Raw genomic sequence first — 566 nt, forward strand, 5'->3', positions numbered from 1 at the left:
CGATGACGCGCATCAAAGCGGTAACTGACCAGCGTCTGCTCGGTGCGCCAGGCGGACTCACAAAAAACCTGATAATCGACGGCGACCAGATGCGCCCGCTCGTAACGCAACAGCAGCGAACGTCCGACGCCGTTATCCAGCCGCTCAATCCGATCCTGACGATCACGCGTAATACGCAGCCGGTTGCCGTACGCATCGCTAACAGCAGTCAGACGCCCAGCCCGAAAGTGATAAAACCGCGCCGCGTCCCCCGCCAGCGCAACGATCAACTCCTCCGGCTCATCCCCCAGAAAAATCGCCGCCCGCGACAGACTGTTATGAATCGCCGGCCGCTCGACACTCGGCAACGGAAACCGCGTCCGTCGGTTCTCATGGTCAACCCAGACCACAAAAGCGCCATCGACCTCCAGCCGATGCGCCAGCGAATGACTCCAGCCAAACCCCAACCCGACATCGATCTCGGCGGCACTGGTGCGATACAACCGGCTGAACTCGAACGGCAGCAACCCGTCTAGCACGCCATCGGTCAGCGTCAGCAGCTCTTCGCCAGTGACCATCGACACCGG

Annotated in this window: 1 protein-coding gene; it reads right to left on the minus strand. The window is 61.5% G+C overall.

Translation table 11 applies throughout. The features are described from left to right. On the minus strand, positions 1-566 hold a 566-nt coding region (locus AC07VV_RS30455), incomplete at both ends, for a DUF6531 domain-containing protein (protein ID WP_495038347.1).

This window comes from Pseudomonas sp. GW821-FHT02C04, assembly GCF_059421845.1.